The organism is Gracilinema caldarium, from assembly GCF_029265695.1.
Taxonomy (GTDB): Bacteria; Spirochaetota; Spirochaetia; order Treponematales; family Breznakiellaceae; genus Gracilinema; species Gracilinema caldarium_A.
Genome location: NZ_JAJUHW010000012.1, coordinates 56,530 through 71,204, shown reverse-complemented (window position 1 = coordinate 71,204; position 14,675 = coordinate 56,530). Strand labels below are relative to the sequence as shown.

Sequence of the window (14,675 nt, the reverse complement as noted above, 5' to 3'; positions counted from 1 at the left end):
TTTTTGGTTTGACTATCAATGTTCTTCTTCTGTATATTTTGGCCCATTCGATATCTCATAGGCTCAAGATTAATAAGCAGCAGCTGCTCAAGCTTACCGAAGGCGCTGATCTAAATGAACAAATAAGTATAGACCAGTTTGATGAAATTGGCGAAATCGCGCAGACCACTAATTTATTTATCCGTTACCTGGATGCAATTTTGCAAACCATTAATGATTCATCGGTTCAGGTGCTCAGTTCGAGCAGCGGGCTGCATGAACAGGCCGAACAGGCTTCCTGGGCTTTAGGTTCCTTGAAAAAATCCCAGGAAGAAGTACAGAATGCAGCTCTGCACCAGGTTAAGACAGAGGCGGAAGCTCTGGAGCAGTTAGAGTCAGTTTCCAGGGCTGCCAAAGATGTGGCTAATCATATGGCCGACCAGGCCAGTTTTGTTTCTCAAAGTTCAGCTTCTATATCTGAAATGGCGGCAAATATCGCCTCGGTGAGCCGCATGACCTCGGAAGCGGACAAGCTCACTCAAAAACTTTTGGAAACAACTGAACATGGCACGACTAATATGGGAGAGTTGCTGGCAGCAATTCATGCGATTCAGGAGTCTGCTGCATCGATTGGCAGCATTGTAGGGGCGATACAGAAGATTGCAGCCCAGACCAATCTGCTTGCCATGAATGCAGCGATCGAGGCCGCCCATGCGGGCGAGTACGGCGCTGGTTTTGCGGTTGTGGCCGATGAAATCCGAGGTCTTGCTGAAACCAGTGCTCAGAATTCAAAGGAAATTATCCAGCTTATGCGGGGTATGCAGCAAAAAATAGATTTGGGTTCTCAAAAATCTGAGCTTACCAAATCCGCCTTTGAACAGATTAATCAGAGCGTGCATAGTACCGAAGAGCTTGTCAGAACCATCGCAGCTGCCATGGTGGAACAGCAGACAGGGGCTTCGGAAGTACTCTCCGCAACCCAGTCTCTGGTTGACGCAACAGAGAAAATTAAGAGGCTGGTAGAAACCCAGGACTCCAACACCCAATCGTTAACAGAAGCCATGGAACTGATGCGCTTTTCTTCACACAATATAGAGAAGGCAATAGAAACCGAGCGGGAAACCATGAAACTGATGACCCAGGTTATCGATGCGGTCACAAATACCAGCAATAACAATCTGGAATCGGTTAAAAAGCTGGAAGCTATACTAGAACGATACCGGTAGACTTGTTAATAACTTATAGGGCGGTATCTTATTTTACCCAATTTTCTATTAATAAGCCCTTTATTCTTTTAAATTCACCGGTGTTATTTGTGACCAGGATTCCATTATAATACTTTACTATTGAGGCAATTATAAGGTCATTTGGGCCAATGAGTACGCCTTTTTTTTCTATATCAGATCTTATTTCTACATACACGTAGGTCATTTTATCTTCAAAGGGAATAACTGCAAATGGTTCTAAAAAGCGTTCTATTTTTTCTATATTTGACTCTCTCTGTTTACTTTTAAAAGCTCCAAGAAGCAATTCAGCTTTTACTAATGAAGGAATAGCAATTTCGCAAGGATTAGTGGATATCAATTTTGATCGAACACTTTCATAAGTCCCTTTGAGGAAATAGATACACGTATTAGTATCCAGATAATACATTTAGAATACTTCCCTTTTTGAATCTATAGAGAAACTTAGTTCTTTGGGTTCTACGAATGATTCATCTTGAATAGAACCAAATAGCTTTTCGTATTCATCGGGATAATCGGGTGCAACACGGGCTTTCAGCTGTTTTACTACCCATTTTGAGAGCGATGTTTTTTGTTTTTTTGCCGCCTGTTCTACCAGCTTAAGCGTAGGTTCATCAATATAAATTGAAATTTGAGGCATATGAACCTCCTTGTAATCAATTTTAATAATAATAAAAAAATCAATTGAGAACAAGTATAAGTACAAGTATACTTGTAGTACAATAAAATTATGAACCGTTATTTAAACCAAGTGCATACCGGTAAAAACGATCGCTGGCGATGGCTGGGCTTTCTCGTAGTATCTATCATTCTTTGGATTGTCTTGTTGTTAGGCCTTTATATGCTTTATCAATTTATAAAAGATATTGTTGATTATTTTTCACCGACAATCGTAAATGGGGCTATTAGGAAAGGGACTCAAACATATTTTGATATATTCAGTGTTTTTATCAATCTTGGTTTGTATGTTCCAGTATTTATAGTATGTTTTCCTTTATTTTTTGAGCGTCCATTTAAAACTGCTGTAACTTCCCACCAGTATTTTAACCGCTCAAAAGTATTAAGAGCCTTTTTTATATGGTTGTTTTTATTGTTGCTGCCAATTGTTTTAAGCTATGCAGTAGATTCAAAAGGGAGCGGTTTATCCATACAATTTGATAGTGTAAAATTGCTGCTGAGTGTGATTGGAGCCTTATGCTTTGTGCCCTTTCAGTGTTTTGCCGAAGAGTTATTTTTTCGGGCCTATCTTATGCAAGGTTTTTACCTGTTTTTTAAGAAGCAAATCTTTATAGTTTTCGTTTCTTCTTTACTGTTTCTTTTAGCCCATGTACCGAATCTTAAATATTCTGCCTCAGGTATCCAAATATCAGGGTTACTACAATATGAAATATTGGGTCTGTTATTTGGGCTTCTTGTATTGCTGGATGAAGGACTGGAAGGTGCTCTCGGGGTGCATATCGCAAACAATGTATTAGGTATGATATTAATAGAACCGGCTGCTGGTGTTGAATACTATGGACAGCTTTTTAGAAACATCGGCCCTAACACTGGTGATGGAATGTTTTCAATATTATTATAAAAGAATTACCATTACACAAATAAAAAGCAGGCTGGAAATAAAATAAGGGGTCTAAAAATGAATAAAGATGATCTTATGAGCTGGTTATTCAGAATACTTATTCCAACAATAGTGAGTTTGGTTCTTTCTGTAATTTTGGGGATAAAATCTGAATTTATTCTTTTTATCGTTGCGCTGCTTGTATCAGAGCTTTTACTTCGTAGATTTTTCCCAACGCTTCCTCTTTTTAATTCAATACTTTTAATGGTGGCGTATGTAAATGTGTATTTGTACCTTTTATATATTGTATTAAAAATTGGTTGGGTGGGGGATTTATCGCGCTTTACAAGTATCGGGATTGGTTTGGCTGTTATAGCCAAGGCGGCCCTTAAATACCGGCATCGCTCTGCCGCTTCGGAGTAATAAAAACCGTTGAGGCCCGCTGTACGGGCGCTGAGTCTAGGTTACAGCCGCCCCAGCAGCCGGTAGGCGATATGACCGAGCCACTCCCGGATGAGGCGGGTTGAGCGGGTTAGGGCCCAGGCATCGGGGAAAAGGTCTGCGGGGAGGAGGAGGGGCTCCGCCTGGCTATCTACCGAAAAGGGGATGGCCGGGAGCTTGGCTTTCTGAGAGATGGCCAGGGCACGGGGGAGGTGCCAGGCGGAGCTCACGAGGAGCACCGGCTGAGCGGGGAGCTGACCGCCATCGGCGAGGCCTTCCAGGAGCTTTTTGCTATAGATAATGTTTTCGTAGGTGTTTCGGGAAGCCGCTTCCGTAATAATTGCCCTTTTAGGAACTCCCATAAGCTCTAAAAGCTCAGCCATGTAAGGGGCTTCTTTTTTATCCGGAAAGGTAATAGAGCCGCTGCCGCCGCTTGCAATGACAACAGGGGCCGCCCCGGCCCTGTAAAGACGTGCGGCGGCGGTAAGCCGCTCAAAGCTGTCGTTCCCTTCTGCAAGGCCCGGCCGGGAAGATACGGGCTCCACGGTGCCGCCCAGGACAAGGATTGCCCTATAGGGAGAGGCGGTCATCACCTCATCAATCTGGGATAGGGGGACTTCGTAAAGCTTGGAAAGCAGTCTTGTTACAATCGGGAGCGATAGGAGCGTGACAATACCGAGGCCCGCAAGGCTTATTCCCTTGAGCCAGCGCTGGAACCGGGTCTGGGCGCGCAAGACCAGTATGACCCAAAGCGCAAAGGCGAGCGCGATGCAGAGGGGAGAGGTTACCAGGGGACGCAGAATCTTAGATATATAAAATACAAGCGTCCCCATGGCGACTTAGGCATTCACGAAGGCTTCTTTAAGGAGTGCCAGGTCCAGTTCCGGATAGACCGGGAAGCGGGAAAGGAGGGCTTCTACCCGTTTCAGGGCTTCCGCTTTTACCGCGGGGGCTACCTCATACTTTGCCTTGCTTGGCTTTGTCGGGTCCTTGGCGTCAGGGCTGGGTTTTGTGCCCTTGAGAACCAGGCTGATAATTGCCCCCAGTTCTTCCATTTCTTTGGTTCCCATACCAAGGGTGGTAACCGCGGCGGTACCGATACGGAGCCCCGAGGTGTACCAGGGACCGTTCGGATCGTAGGGCAGGCTGTTGCGGTTCAGCGTGATGCCGCATTCGTGGAGGGCGCTTTCGGCCTGGCGGCCGGTGATACCGAGGGGCCGGACGTTTACAAGGAAGAGGTGGTTATCGGTACCGCCGGTAAGGACCTCAAGGCCGCCCTTCATACAGGCCGCAGCAAGGGCCTGGCTATTTTCCACAATGTTGTGGGCATAGGTCTGGAATTCGGCGCTGCCCGCTTCCCGGAAGGCGACGGCCTTGGCTGCGATGACATGGGGGAGGGGGCCGCCCATGGTAAGAGGGCAGCCCTTGTCGAGGGCTTCGGCAAATTCCTTGGTCGAGAGGACGAGCCCCGCCCGGGGGCCCCGCAGGGTTTTATGGGTGGTGGTGGTGACCACATGGGCAAAGGGAATGGGGTTGTAGTCTCCGGTAAAGACCTTGCCAGCCACGAGGCCTGCAAAGTGGGCCATATCGACCATAAAGACTGCGCCGGCCTTGTCGGCGATTTCCCTCATGCGGCGGAAATTGATTTTTCGCGGATAGGCTGAGTAGCCCGCAAGCAATATGAGGGGCCGGATTTCTAGTGCCTTCTTTTCTATATCATCATAATCCAAGAGACCCGTTTCTTTTGATACACTGTAGCTGTACACGTCGAACATACGGGCCGACACATTGTAGCGGTAGCCGTGGGTCAGGTGACCTCCTGAATAGTAGTCCAGGCCAAGGAGTTTTTGGTTCCCCAGGGCGGTCTTAAGTTCCTTCCATTGTTCATCGGTCAGTTTGTACAGGTTTGTTTCGCCAAGCTTTTCCAGAGCCGGGGTCTCAACCCGGGTGGAAAGGATAGCCCAGTAGGCTAAAAGGTTCGCGTCGGCCCCGCAGTGGGGCTGGACATTGGCGTATTCGGCGCCGAACACCTTGCAGGCCTCGGCGGCTGCCAGGGATTCTATGGCGTCCACGTTTTCGTTCCCCGCGTAAAAGCGGTGGTTCGGCATACCTTCTGCATATTTGTCGGTCAGCAGGTTCCCCATGGCAAGCTGGACCGCCATGGAACAGTAGTTTTCGCTGGCAATCAGCTTGACCCGTTTCCGCTGGTTTTCGAGTTCCTTAACGATAGATGCGGCAATTTCGGGGGCAACCTGGGCAGTTTCCTGAAGGTTGCAAAGGTAGGCAAGCAGGGCCGTATCAATCTTGTCCGGAGCCGTTTTGGAAAGGTACAGGGCTACAGGATTCTTTTGCATGGTATCTCCTCTTTCTGGTGCCCGGCCCAGGCGTGCGGTCGGACAAATTTGGAGCTCCCCGATGGTTTACCATTGTTCCAATGATTCCATCTTGTGACGCCAGTCGCTTCCTGTAGACTACTCTGCAAGGCCCTCGTTTTTCAAGGGTAGTTCTGCAATAAATTGATGAAGGCCCTGGACGACGAGGGCGTGGTCCTCTTCCTGGGGGAGGCCCGACACGGTGACACAGGCTACTATGCCCGTCCCCCGCACTCGGATAGGAAAAGCGCCTCCGTGGGGGCTATATTCCAGGGGGCTTACAAAGTATTTTTGATCGATGCTGGTTCCCGCAAGGGCTAAACCAATGCCTACCGCAAAGGATGCCTTCCCGAAACGAAACACCACGTTGGATTTCCGTCGTATCCATTCATCATTATCCGCAGTGGCTCCCGGCAGGGCTGCATGGAAAAGGATCTGGCTGGGCCGCCTGATATCGATGGCTACCGGGGCTGACCGGGCGCGGGCCAGATCCACAAGAATATTTCCAAGACGCCAGGCATCGCGTTCATCAAAATGGGGGAGGACGAGTTCCTGTTCTTCCAGTGCGATTTGTTCTAAAAGTTCCTTGCTTGCGGTCATAATAGGGGCTTCCAATTAGCGGTTTTTAATGGCGAATGTTTTTTGGAGCAGTGTAGCAAATTCGGCTAAGAGCGGATCCGTGGCTCCCTGAAAGGGAATGTCCTGCAGTACGTCGAGCCGCTCGGTCTTGAGCCAGCGGAAGAGCCTTGCGGCCCGCTCCTCCTGGCTCCCCGGACCTTGGACAATACGTACCATGGCAAGCATTTCCGTATCCGAAAAGAGCTTCCAGTTGCCGCGATAGGACACATGGTAGCTGCCGCCGCCGCTTCCGGCCTTAATCTGGAAAACAGGTCCCGGTTGGGGAGTGGTTCCTGCCTCTTGCGGCTTTTTGCGGCCTGCGGTGCCCGCGGGGCTCGTAAGATCCTGTGCCAGCGAATTAAGTTCATCAACCTTCATGTTATAAAGATGTATTCGGGCCTGTTCGACCAGGAACTCTAAGCCTGCTTCGTCAAGTTGGGGAATGAGCGCTTCAAGTTCGGTTATGAGGGCCTTTCGCGCCCCGTGCGCTTTTTCTTTGCCCATGGGATTGCTCCTCTCATGTTAATCCTAAACTTATTATATCACCTACCAGCTCTACCCCCGCACCGGTGGCAATGCCATCGAAAAGGGGAGCGTCGGTCATTTTATGTTTTGCCTTTACCACTACCCGGACCCAGGCATTATTACATTCACCGATTCTGCGGTCCATGGTCCCCTGCACCGGCGCAAGCAGTTCTCCCGTTTCGGTAAGGCGGACTAAGAGTTCCACTTTGTAACGGGGGTCGCTCAAGAGTATTCTGAGAATACCATTTTGGTGTTCAAGCAAATCGATGTGTCCACCTCTGTAGGTTGCAAAGCGGTATTCCCGTCCTGCGGCGTGAAGTACGGAGATAAAGCCATTAAAACTGTTTTTTAGCCACGGTATTTTGGCTAAGCTAAAGAAAAAAGAAACCGGATGAGATGAGTCTTCGAATCCATTGGCATGAATCCAAATCCAGCTCGAAGGCATGGACCTGCCCCAATCCTTTTCGATATAGCCAATGCCGGGTTCGAAGTTCAGGATTTCTCCTTCTTGTTCCTTGCGGATGATGGTTATCTTTCCTTCTACCCTGTGATGCATGCTCACGATGCCATGGTTGCATTCCATAAATGGGACAAACATATAGGGGCCCATAATAGGGCTTACTGGTGTAAGGTTCTGGAACGAAAGGTCTCCGACTAGGGAGGTATCGCTATCCAGAACATCGAGATGAATGCCTTCGAGGGAAAAGTGATTTTTATCGATGCTGATACAGAAAGGTTTATCCTGAAAGATAAAAGAATCGGCAGGAAACCTGAAATAGTTAGTTGAGCCGTCCAGGCTGTCTATGGTTTGAATAAAGGCGTGGCCTGCACCGTTTTCATCCCAACTAAGACCTGGGATAATTGCCAGGGTACGGCTAACCGCACCTTTTTCGCGGGAAAAGGACTGCTTAAAGTACCAGCCTTCAAAGTAGCTTTTCCTTTTTCTAACACCTTGAAAAAGAACCGGATTCAGGAAGCGCGGTAAAATTGTCATCTCATCCAGTTTCGTTCAAGAGGATGATAATTGCAAGCAATCGCAGACTTAAGTTTGGCCCCTCCCTTCACTGTGTTTACCAGCCAAATATTTTCGCTCGGTACTGGAGCCCGATTCGGTGCAGCGTTTCCTCGGCGCGTTCTCCTGCTTGTCGTTGTTTCTTAAAATCCGCCGAAAACTGGTTCATGGAAAAATGCCGGTATAGATACATACTGTTTTTGAGTAGAGATGGCTTTTTGCTATGCAGTGGGGCTCCCGCTGGCGAAGCCCCTGTTGTCGGCGAAGGCCTCGCCGCTGGAGCTCCCCACGTATTATTTTCCGAATAGGCATTCAGAAGCGCATTGGTAAAGGGTTCGAATAATTTACCCTTGCCCAATTCTGAATAGCCAATAATCCAGAGTTCCGCTTCGTCTGCAAAGATTTCGTGAAATTGATGGATAAAGCGGGCCATGGCAGACTGGGACTCTTTAATCGCCTGCTCAATGTTCAGGCCGCCAAGGCGGGCTAGGTCCCGCAGTTCTCCGGTTCGGGGGGTATGGATGGGGCATTTATTAAGAATAAGGACATGCTTTCGGAATTCGATTCCTAGTTCAGGGTACTGTTTAAAAAAGCCATCGGCCAATTTGCCCGAGGGGCCGACTAAGTAGCGCCGTTCTGCTGCGGACTGTTCCCGCCGTCCGGGGTTGTCTGCAACGAGGATTATTTTAATCTGCTTGTCCGGTCCTATATCATCCAGGGCATGATTGTAAACGACCGGCGTTTCAATCGGGTAGGCCGGTCCAGAACGGACGGCTACCAGCTGGGAAAGAACAGCAGATAAATCCGGAAGCGCCGAGGAAAGTTCATCAATATAAGTCTTATATTCATGGCGGACCTTTTGGAAACGGATCCATTGACTTTCGGTCATGGCAGCAGTGTATCAAAGGGTGTGCTTTGTGTCATGGGTCTTATTATAAGCATTACAGTTTTGTCATAATTGTCATATTGGTCTTGTGTAAAAGGCAATTTCTGCTTAGGATGAACCGATGAGGAGCAAACATGTTACCGATCGGCGATGATAATTCTTACAGGCTCAGGACTCCAGTGGTAACCTGGATTTTGATAGCCCTCAATATTGGGGTTTTTATCTTTTTCCAAGGCTTTGGTACCGATGACCAGGTGGTGTACTCATATTCTATGGTTCCTCAGGAAATTATTTCTGGTAAAGATATTGTGACTCCTCCTACAATTGTTATGGACCGCTGGTCAGGCTCCCGCTATACCGTTCCGGGGCTGGCTCCGACTCCGGTACCGGTCTATGTAACTATCCTTATTGCGATGTTCATGCACGGAGGTATCGCCCATATTGCGGGTAACATGCTTTTCCTCTCGATTTTTGGTGATAATGTAGAAGACCGTCTTGGCCATTTCCGCTTTCTTTTGTTTTATCTTGTGTCGGGGCTCGTTTCTGCGGCGGCTCATATTCTAGTCTGTGTTATTACCCAGGATGCATTGCTGACTCCGACCCTGGGGGCTTCCGGGGCTATTTCGGGTGTTATGGGGGCCTATCTCCTACTCTTTCCCGGAAACCGGGTGCGGGTGCTTTTGTTCAATATTATTCCGACCACGGTCAGCGCTGTGGTAGTGATTGGACTCTGGTTTATCTTCCAGATGGTAAACGGTATGGGTTATCTGGGGGGTACCAGGGGGGATGGGGTAGCCTATGCGGCCCATATTGGCGGCTTTTTATACGGCTTTTTCCGAGTTCGCCGGTATATCCCAAAGCGGCGGAAGGTCCGGTATTATTATTACTGAAAATAAAGGAGTATCGTAGGGTATGAATAAAATAATCAAGAAGATACAGCTTTCGGCTGAGGTGTTTGAGATGGAGGTGGAAGCTCCGCTCATCGCCCAAAACCGAAAGGCAGGACAGTTTATTATTGTACAAATCGATTCAGAATGGGGTGAGCGTATTCCCCTTACTATAGCCGATGCGGATCCCAAGGCCGGAACTATTACCATGGTGTTCCAGACCGTCGGCGCCAGCACCCACCGGCTTGCGGCAAAAAATGTAGGCGATTATGTGGAAAACATTTTGGGCCCCCTGGGAAACCCAACCCATATTGAAAAATTTGGTACGGTGGTGTGCGTGGGCGGTGGTATCGGGGTTGCTCCGCTGCATCCCATAGCGCAGGCCATGAAGGCTGCGGGGAATAAGGTGATAATCATTATTGGCGCCCGGAACAAGGATCTTGTTATATTTGAAGATCGGATGCGCAAAATTGCGGATGAACTGGTTATCGTAACCGATGACGGTTCCTATGGACGCAAGGCCCTCGTTACCGAACCGCTTAAAGAATATTGTTCCCAGGATCCCAAGCCGGATCTGGCGGTAGCTATCGGACCGCCCATTATGATGAAATTCTGCGCCGAGACAACGAGGCCTTTCCAGGTTCCCACGGTAGTTTCTCTCAATACGATCATGATTGATGGAACCGGCATGTGCGGCGGCTGCCGGGTTTCCGTAGGGGGCCAGACCAAATTTGTATGTGTTGATGGGCCAGAATTCGACGGCCACCAGGTGGATTTTGACAATATGATGACCCGCCTCCGGGCTTACAAGGAAAAGGAAGAAGAAGATCACCATGTCTGCCACCTGGAACTGCAGATAGAAACTATGGAAGCTCAGGGAGGACGCCGATGAGCGAACTGCACCAGTCCGGCAAGAGCCGGGAAGAACTGCAACGGGAAGCTGAACAGCTGCTTGCTCCCATTTTAGAAAAAAAAGCTGCGGGCCAGGCCTTAAGTGTTAAAGAACGGCTTGCCATACCTCCCCAGGAAATGCCTGCCCAGGATCCGGTGGCCCGGGGAAAAACGGTCAGCGAGGTAGCCTTAGGATACAGCGAAGCCCAGGCTCGGCTCGAGGCAGAGCGGTGCCTTAACTGCAAAAACGAACCCTGTGTAAAGGGTTGTCCCGTCCAGGTCCCTATTCCGCGCTTTATTTCGTTTATCCAGCAGGGGGACTTTAAGGCTGCGGTAGATGCAATAAAGGAAACAAATCTCCTCCCTGCGGTGTGCGGCCGGGTCTGTCCCCAGGAAAAACAGTGCCAGCTTGAGTGTACCGTCGGTAAGAGCCTCAAGGATATTGGCAAGGCCGTGGCAATCGGCCGCCTGGAACGCTTTGTGGCCGACTGGGAGCGGGAAAACGGGAAGGTAACACCCCCGACGGTTAAACCAAAAACCGGTAAGCGGGTTGCTGTGATCGGATCCGGACCGGCGGGTATAACCGTAGCTGCCGATGTGGCCCGGGAAGGGCACGAAGTGGTACTTTTCGAAGCCTTTCACAAACCCGGCGGCGTTATGGTTTACGGAATTCCTGAATTCCGGCTCCCCAAATCTATAGTACAGGCCGAAATAGATACCCTTAAAAAAATGGGGGTAAAAATAGAGACCAATTTCCTTGTCGGCCGAACGAGGACCCTTAAGCAGCTCTTGGAAGAAGATCATTTTGATGCGGCCTTTGTAGGCGTAGGGGCGGGGCTTCCCAAATTCCTCGGCTGTCCCGGAGAAAACCTCGTCGGGGTCTTCAGCGCCAACGAATACCTCACCAGGGCAAATTTGATGAAGGCCTACGATGCATCAAAGGCCGCTACCCCCATCTACAAATCAAAAATTGTAGCGGTTGTGGGGGGCGGCAATGTGGCGATGGATGCGGCCCGTATGGCCCTGCGTCTTGGGGCTCAAGAGGTGCATGTCATTTATCGGCGTACCCGGGAAGAAATGCCTGCCCGGGCAGAAGAGGTTGAACACGCCATGGAAGAAGGCATTCAGTTCAATTTCCTGCGTAATCCGACAAGAATTCTTGGCAACGAACAGGGCCGTGTTATCGGTATGGAACTCCAGAAGTTCGAGCTTGGAGAACCGGACGCTTCAGGCCGCCGGAGCCCTGTGCCAATAGACGGTTCTGAATATGTTTTTGATTGCGATACCGTTATTGTCGCCCTGGGAAATGAGTCGAATCCGCTCCTCGTGAAAACGACAGAAGGCCTAGTGGTGGACAAAAAAGGCCGAATTGTAGTCGGTGCGGACCAGAAGACCTCCCTTGATGCGGTCTATGCGGGGGGTGATATCGTGCTCGGCGCGGCCACGGTAATTCTTGCCATGGGTGAGGGCCGCAGGGCCGCCGCAGCCATTAACCAGTTGTTGGCGCAAAAAAGCTAGCTTATCGCCTGCGGTTATATTGCTGAATAAAATTGGTGCTGATAATCAGTTCTGTGTTTCCCTTGTCTTTGCTCGCGCCGTAGGCGATGCTTTCGCTTTTAAGGAGCCTGAATAGCTGATTATCGATTTCTTCCAGGGAAACGCCGCAGTGGTTATTAAGCCATTCCTTTAATGCTTCCACAGGAACCTTGTACCGGCCGTCGTGGATTTTTATGTTTACCTTGAGCGCATAGTCGGCAATGGCAAAATTGATGCGGTCCTTAGGATTAGTATTTAGCAGAGCCTCTATCTGCTTATTCGTTTCCCGGATACGGTCCGATAGGATTCCGATAATTTTCCAGGCAAATTTGCCGTTGCTCAGGACCATTCGTTCAAAGGCCGCATTGTCCACCGGGATAAGCTTCGTGGGTTTTACCGTTACCGCCGTGGCAGAGCGGGGTTTTCCGTCGATAAGCGCCATTTCGCCGAAAAAATCGTTTTTCTGGTCGATAGTTTTTAAAACTATTTCGGCTCCCTGTACATTCTTGCGAAGTTCTACCGCCCCTTCCACAAGTATATACAAAAGTTCCCCAGTTTCCCCTTCTTTGAATATGGTTGTATTTATTGGATATGAGTAAATGGTAAGATTTTCCATACATTCAAGTATATGCCACCTGTTCGCTTTTTGTCATCAATTTCTGAAAGTTCAAAAATAAACGATTTTTTAACCAAAAGTACACAAAAAGGTGTACAATGTAAGGCCCTGATCTCTATAAACAAACGAGGAGGTTTGTGTATGAAAAAGCGTGTAATGATGCAAGTTCTGACCAGCGCTATGCTGGCTGCGGCTGTGCTGTTTGCTAGTTGTGCCGGAGGTCCCGAGCCGGCGGGCAAATCCGCCGAGACCCAGGCAAAAGCTGCTCAAGCTTCGGTAGCCCAGAATGCAGAAGAAAAGCCCCTGTCGCTTTCTCTGTTTCATGTTAATGATACCCATGCAAAGCTTGAGTCAGCGCTTACGGAACTAAAGGTTGACATTACTCCCGAACTTAAAGCAAAACGCACCTTTGTAGAATTAGGCGGATTTGCCCGACTCTGGGCTGCAGTGGAAACGTTGCGTGCTGAGAAGCCGAACAGCTTCTTTCTGCATGCGGGCGATGTGTTCCAGGGGACACTCTATTTTACCGAATTCAAAGGTAAAGCAGATGGGGATTTCTTAAATGCTATTGGGTTAGATGCTCTCGTTGTGGGTAATCATGAATTTGATAAGGGTCCCACGGTGTTAGCAGACTTTATTAAGGATGCTAAATTCCCGGTTTTAGCCTGCAATTTGGATCTCTCTGCAGAACCTTCGCTTAAAGACAGCATTAAACCCTATATCATTAAAGAGGTCGCCGGTGCGAAGGTCGCAATTGTTGGTGTAGCTAACCCAGAGACCCCCGATATTTCCAGTCCTGGTCCTACAATTAAGTTCTTAGATCCAGTAAGCTCCCTGGAAAAGGTTGTAAAGGAACTGGAAGCAAAGGGAATAAACAAGATTATCGTACTGAGCCATGCTGGTTATGAGCTTGATAAAACGATAGGAACAAAGGTAAGCGGTATCGATGTTGTTGTCGGCGGTCACTCTCATTTCATTCTTGGCCCCTTTGCTGATTTGGGACTTAAATCCCAGGGTGATTATCCAACAGTTGCAAAAAGTCCTGCTGGGGATCCCGTTCTTATCGTTACTTCTTGGAACTGGGCGAATATGATTGGCATCCTCGATGTTGATTTCGACAAGGACGGAAAAATTACCTCCTTTAAGGGAAACAGCAAACTCCTTGCAGGACTTGATAAATTCCGTATTTATGATCTTCCCGATGCGGATGGTAAGCTGAAACGGGTTGAATTTGTTCGTTCTGCCGATGGAACCTATGGTGTTAAAGAATATGATGGCAAAGCATATGCTGTGGTACCTTCTGAAAAGGCATTGCAGAACTATATGACTGCATTCTCAGCTCTGATAGCTAAATTTAAGGATGATTCACGGTTCTTGTTTATAGATCCAAAAAAAGAAGGGCTTGAAAAACTCGCAAAATACAGTCCTGCTCTGAAAGCCCTCCAGGCTAAAATTGCCACCAAGGCTACGGATGCTCTGAAACGGGGCAATAATTCCGGTCCCGGTCCTATCATTGCCGATTCTATGATTTGGAAAACCGGTGCGGATATTGCCATTATGAATCCAGGTGGTGTACGTGTTGATTTAGACAGTGGCGAGATTTCTGTCGCTAAGGTATATGAATTACAGCCCTTTGCTAACACCTTGGTGACGATCGATGTGTCCGGCGAAGAAGTAAAAAATATTCTCGAAGACATGGCTGACTTCACAATTTCTAGTTATGCAAAAGCTCCGGAAACTGCCTATGTTTATGTGTCAGGTCTTAAGCTGAGCCTCATGGTGAACAATGCAAAGGGTGCTCGTGTAACCGATGTGATGGTTAAAGCCAAGGATGGATCCTGGAAAGCTCTTGATCCTAAAGGAACCTACAAGCTGGTGGTTAATAATTTTATGGCCGATGGGGGCGACAAGAACACTACCCTTGCTGCAATTCCAAAGGGCCGGAAATATGATACTGGCTTTGTGGATTCGGAAGTCATGCTCGACTATGTGTTGGGCAAAATCTTGTCCGAAACAAAGGAAGAACGGGTAAAGAACATCTTCTAGTAAACCGGCAGGCTGCTTAGGCCCTCTGCTGCAAGCAGCCTGTTCTGTTATTTTTTTTGAGTGG

Annotated in this window: 16 protein-coding genes; 7 read left to right on the top strand and 9 right to left on the bottom strand. The window is 48.6% G+C overall.

Annotation, left to right across the window (positions count from 1 at the left end):
* Positions 1 to 1,205 (top strand): methyl-accepting chemotaxis protein (locus tag Q7P68_RS06060; RefSeq protein ID WP_304224052.1); only part of this gene is annotated, 1,205 nt, incomplete at its 5' end.
* Positions 1,206 to 1,233: 28 nt separating this feature from the next.
* Here Q7P68_RS06060 and vapC read toward each other — a convergent pair.
* Positions 1,234 to 1,632 carry a type II toxin-antitoxin system tRNA(fMet)-specific endonuclease VapC gene (vapC, locus tag Q7P68_RS06055; protein WP_304224050.1) on the bottom strand — a complete coding sequence of 133 codons (399 nt, stop codon included), beginning with the start codon at positions 1,630 to 1,632 and terminating at the stop codon, positions 1,234 to 1,236.
* A complete protein-coding gene (locus tag Q7P68_RS06050) occupies positions 1,633 to 1,863 on the bottom strand; it encodes a hypothetical protein (protein ID WP_304224048.1) in 231 nt (76 codons plus the stop codon). It abuts the gene before it with no gap.
* Between the two features lie 90 nt (positions 1,864 to 1,953).
* Here Q7P68_RS06050 and Q7P68_RS06045 point away from each other — a divergent pair, with 90 nt between their 5' ends.
* Both Q7P68_RS06045 and Q7P68_RS06040 read left to right on the top strand, forming a co-directional pair.
* Complete coding sequence (locus Q7P68_RS06045) at positions 1,954 to 2,802, top strand: CPBP family intramembrane glutamic endopeptidase (protein ID WP_304224046.1); 849 nt, start codon at positions 1,954 to 1,956, stop codon at positions 2,800 to 2,802.
* 57 nt (positions 2,803 to 2,859) lie between these two features.
* Positions 2,860 to 3,204 (top strand): hypothetical protein, encoded by a 345-nt coding sequence (locus Q7P68_RS06040; protein WP_304224045.1) that lies wholly within the window; start codon positions 2,860 to 2,862, stop codon positions 3,202 to 3,204.
* A 41-nt stretch (positions 3,205 to 3,245) separates the two neighbouring features.
* On the opposite strand, the gene Q7P68_RS06035 is transcribed toward Q7P68_RS06040, so the two are convergent.
* The 6 genes from Q7P68_RS06035 to Q7P68_RS06010 form a co-directional block, all read right to left on the bottom strand.
* Complete coding sequence (locus Q7P68_RS06035) at positions 3,246 to 4,055, bottom strand: YdcF family protein (protein ID WP_304224043.1); 810 nt, start codon at positions 4,053 to 4,055, stop codon at positions 3,246 to 3,248.
* A gap of 6 nt (positions 4,056 to 4,061) precedes the next feature.
* On the bottom strand, positions 4,062 to 5,576 hold the full coding sequence (locus Q7P68_RS06030; protein WP_304224041.1) for a glycine hydroxymethyltransferase: 1,515 nt from the start codon (positions 5,574 to 5,576) through the stop codon (positions 4,062 to 4,064).
* Positions 5,577 to 5,693: 117 nt separating this feature from the next.
* Complete coding sequence (locus Q7P68_RS06025) at positions 5,694 to 6,194, bottom strand: heme-degrading domain-containing protein (RefSeq protein ID WP_304224038.1); 501 nt, start codon at positions 6,192 to 6,194, stop codon at positions 5,694 to 5,696.
* Between the two features lie 15 nt (positions 6,195 to 6,209).
* Entirely contained in the window at positions 6,210 to 6,716 is a 507-nt protein-coding gene (locus Q7P68_RS06020; RefSeq protein WP_304224036.1) for a hypothetical protein, read from the bottom strand.
* A gap of 13 nt (positions 6,717 to 6,729) precedes the next feature.
* Positions 6,730 to 7,731, bottom strand: a complete 1,002-nt coding sequence (locus tag Q7P68_RS06015; protein WP_304224033.1) for a tocopherol cyclase family protein — start codon at positions 7,729 to 7,731, stop codon at positions 6,730 to 6,732.
* 76 nt (positions 7,732 to 7,807) lie between these two features.
* Positions 7,808 to 8,638: a uracil-DNA glycosylase family protein gene (locus Q7P68_RS06010; protein ID WP_304224030.1), complete on the bottom strand. Its 831-nt coding sequence runs from the start codon at positions 8,636 to 8,638 to the stop codon at positions 7,808 to 7,810.
* Positions 8,639 to 8,769: 131 nt separating this feature from the next.
* Between Q7P68_RS06010 and Q7P68_RS06005 the strand changes: the two genes are divergently transcribed.
* From Q7P68_RS06005 to gltA, 3 genes are read left to right on the top strand one after another with little or no spacing between them, the layout of a single operon-like run.
* Positions 8,770 to 9,525, top strand: coding sequence for a rhomboid family intramembrane serine protease (locus Q7P68_RS06005; protein ID WP_304224028.1), 756 nt, complete (start codon positions 8,770 to 8,772; stop codon positions 9,523 to 9,525).
* Positions 9,526 to 9,547: 22 nt separating this feature from the next.
* Positions 9,548 to 10,414 (top strand): sulfide/dihydroorotate dehydrogenase-like FAD/NAD-binding protein, encoded by an 867-nt coding sequence (locus Q7P68_RS06000; protein ID WP_304224026.1) that lies wholly within the window; start codon positions 9,548 to 9,550, stop codon positions 10,412 to 10,414.
* Positions 10,411 to 11,931: an NADPH-dependent glutamate synthase gene (gene gltA / locus Q7P68_RS05995; protein WP_304224024.1), complete on the top strand. Its 1,521-nt coding sequence runs from the start codon at positions 10,411 to 10,413 to the stop codon at positions 11,929 to 11,931. The genes Q7P68_RS06000 and gltA overlap by 4 nt, the downstream gene beginning before the upstream one ends.
* A gap of 1 nt (position 11,932) precedes the next feature.
* Here the strand turns inward: gltA and Q7P68_RS05990 are convergent, their stop codons facing one another.
* Positions 11,933 to 12,565: a Crp/Fnr family transcriptional regulator gene (locus Q7P68_RS05990; protein WP_304224021.1), complete on the bottom strand. Its 633-nt coding sequence runs from the start codon at positions 12,563 to 12,565 to the stop codon at positions 11,933 to 11,935.
* A 141-nt stretch (positions 12,566 to 12,706) separates the two neighbouring features.
* Between Q7P68_RS05990 and Q7P68_RS05985 the strand changes: the two genes are divergently transcribed.
* Positions 12,707 to 14,611 (top strand): bifunctional metallophosphatase/5'-nucleotidase, encoded by a 1,905-nt coding sequence (locus Q7P68_RS05985; RefSeq protein ID WP_304224019.1) that lies wholly within the window; start codon positions 12,707 to 12,709, stop codon positions 14,609 to 14,611.
* The last annotated feature ends 64 nt before the right edge of the window (positions 14,612 to 14,675 follow it).

Coding starts and splice junctions, on each gene's coding strand:
- vapC (WP_304224050.1), bottom strand. CDS start 1,632: ATGTATTATCTGGATACTAATACGTGTATCTATTTCCTCAAAGGGACT.
- Q7P68_RS06050 (WP_304224048.1), bottom strand. CDS start 1,863: ATGCCTCAAATTTCAATTTATATTGATGAACCTACGCTTAAGCTGGTA.
- Q7P68_RS06045 (WP_304224046.1), top strand. CDS start 1,954: ATGAACCGTTATTTAAACCAAGTGCATACCGGTAAAAACGATCGCTGG.
- Q7P68_RS06040 (WP_304224045.1), top strand. CDS start 2,860: ATGAATAAAGATGATCTTATGAGCTGGTTATTCAGAATACTTATTCCA.
- Q7P68_RS06035 (WP_304224043.1), bottom strand. CDS start 4,055: ATGGGGACGCTTGTATTTTATATATCTAAGATTCTGCGTCCCCTGGTA.
- Q7P68_RS06030 (WP_304224041.1), bottom strand. CDS start 5,576: ATGCAAAAGAATCCTGTAGCCCTGTACCTTTCCAAAACGGCTCCGGAC.
- Q7P68_RS06025 (WP_304224038.1), bottom strand. CDS start 6,194: ATGACCGCAAGCAAGGAACTTTTAGAACAAATCGCACTGGAAGAACAG.
- Q7P68_RS06020 (WP_304224036.1), bottom strand. CDS start 6,716: ATGGGCAAAGAAAAAGCGCACGGGGCGCGAAAGGCCCTCATAACCGAA.
- Q7P68_RS06015 (WP_304224033.1), bottom strand. CDS start 7,731: ATGACAATTTTACCGCGCTTCCTGAATCCGGTTCTTTTTCAAGGTGTT.
- Q7P68_RS06010 (WP_304224030.1), bottom strand. CDS start 8,638: ATGACCGAAAGTCAATGGATCCGTTTCCAAAAGGTCCGCCATGAATAT.
- Q7P68_RS06005 (WP_304224028.1), top strand. CDS start 8,770: ATGTTACCGATCGGCGATGATAATTCTTACAGGCTCAGGACTCCAGTG.
- Q7P68_RS06000 (WP_304224026.1), top strand. CDS start 9,548: ATGAATAAAATAATCAAGAAGATACAGCTTTCGGCTGAGGTGTTTGAG.
- gltA (WP_304224024.1), top strand. CDS start 10,411: ATGAGCGAACTGCACCAGTCCGGCAAGAGCCGGGAAGAACTGCAACGG.
- Q7P68_RS05990 (WP_304224021.1), bottom strand. CDS start 12,565: ATGGAAAATCTTACCATTTACTCATATCCAATAAATACAACCATATTC.
- Q7P68_RS05985 (WP_304224019.1), top strand. CDS start 12,707: ATGAAAAAGCGTGTAATGATGCAAGTTCTGACCAGCGCTATGCTGGCT.